Source organism: Roseateles sp. (assembly GCF_036486225.1).
Lineage (GTDB): Bacteria > Pseudomonadota > Gammaproteobacteria > Burkholderiales > Burkholderiaceae_C > Roseateles.
Genome location: NZ_DASVNZ010000364.1, coordinates 1 through 1736, shown reverse-complemented (window position 1 = coordinate 1736; position 1736 = coordinate 1). Strand labels below are relative to the sequence as shown.

The window sequence follows — 1736 nt, the reverse complement described above, 5'->3', positions numbered from 1 at the left end:
GCTGGCGCGACCTGCCCGGCGCGCTCCGGCACTGGCTGCGCCGCGGCAACGCCAGCGCCGAGGACTTCCGCGCCGCCTTCGCTCGCAGCCTCGGCCTGGATCCGGCGCAGGCCGGCGAGGTCCGCCTCTTCGGCACCGGCCGCGCAGCACTGCACGCGTTCACCGCGTCTCTGGGTCTGCCGGTCGGCTCGGAAGTGCTGCTGCCGGGCTACACCTGCGTCGTCGTGCCCAACGTGTTCATGCACCTCGGGCTCGCGGTGCGCTACGTCGACATCGCGCGGGACGACTTCAATCCGACGCCCGACGCGATCTCGAACGAGATCGGACCGTTGACGCGCGTCGTCGTCGTGCCGCACAACTTCGGCCTCGTCACCGAGGGCCTGGACGCGTTGCGGGCGAAGCACCCCGACATCGTCTTCATCGAGGACGCCGCCCACGCCTGGGGCAGCACCGACGCGATCGGTCGCATGGTCGGCACGTTGGGGCATGCGGCATTCTTCAGCTTCGAGTACTCGAAGCCTTTGACCACCGGCATCGGCGGCGCGCTCGTGATCCACGATGCCGCGCTGCGCGAGCGTTTCGCGGCGCACAGGCCCGCGCTGAACTCGCAGGACGCGCTGAACGAGCCCTCGGCCTCGACGGTCTTCAAGCAGCTGCTGACGCTGTGCTGGCACCGCCTGACGATGAGCCTGCCGCGCCCGGCGCTGCGCGCGCTGGTCGCTTTGCTGCGGGCGCCGTCGCGGATGCTGGGCGTCGTCGCGAAGACGCCCGACAGCGAGGTCGCCGGCGAGACGGAACCCGATTACCGCGCCGGCCTGCACCCGCTCAGCGCGGCGATCGGGCTGATGCAGGCGCGCCGCCACGACGAGATCCATGCCCAGCGCCGCGCGCAGGCGCAGGACTACGACGCGCTGCTGGCGAACCTGCCTGGCTGGGAGTGGCCCGTCCGCGCGCCCGGCGCCGTCCTGCTGCGTTATCCGTTGCTGCTGCCTGATGCCGTGACGCGCGATGCGGCGATCGCGGCGCTCGAGGACGCGGGCATCGTCGGCGGCACTTGGTTCGACGACGTCGTCCATCCGCGCGGCAGCCGGCGCTTCGGCTACACCGAGGGCGATTGCCCGAACGGCGAGCGCGCCGCCCGCACCGTGCTCAACCTGCCGCTGGGGCGCCACGCGCGGCTGAGTCCGTCGCAGCGCGCCGCCGTGCGCGCGATCGCGGAACGCCACGGGGGCAAGGCCCCATGACCGTCCGTCGCCGCTTCGCGCAGCTCGCCGGCGCCTCGATGCTGACGCAGGCGATCCCGATGCTGATCGCCCCGCTGCTGACGCGCTGGTACGGCGCGGAGGCGCTCGGCCACTGGGCGCTGTTCGTGGCGCTGGCCGCCAATCTCGCGACCATCGCCAACGCGCGCTACGAATTCGCGATCGTCCTGCCGCGCCGCGACGGCGAGGCCGCGCTGGTGCTGCAACTGGCGCTGTGGATCGCGCTCGGCATGGGCCTGCTCACGGCGGCCGGCGCGGGCGCCTGGCACCTGCTCATGGCGCATCACGCGAAGCTGGGCGGGCGCTGGGTCTCCCTCGACCAGTTGGACCCGTGGCTGCTGATGCTCGCGCCGGTAGTCGCGCTGGCCGGCATGCAGCAGGCGTTGAGCCTCTGGAACAACCGGCAGGGCCGCATCGACGTGATCGCCCAGGCCCGCGTGCTGCAGCAGACCGTGATGGCGGCGGCCCAGGCCG

At 72.7% G+C, this 1736-nt stretch carries 2 protein-coding genes; both read left to right on the top strand.

What is annotated here, in order from left to right:
- On the top strand, positions 1 to 1244 hold a 1244-nt coding region (locus VF536_RS23870; RefSeq protein WP_331617412.1), incomplete at its 5' end, for a DegT/DnrJ/EryC1/StrS family aminotransferase.
- Positions 1241 to 1736 (top strand): lipopolysaccharide biosynthesis protein (locus VF536_RS23865; RefSeq protein ID WP_414710441.1); only part of this gene is annotated, 496 nt, incomplete at its 3' end. The genes VF536_RS23870 and VF536_RS23865, both read left to right, overlap by 4 nt.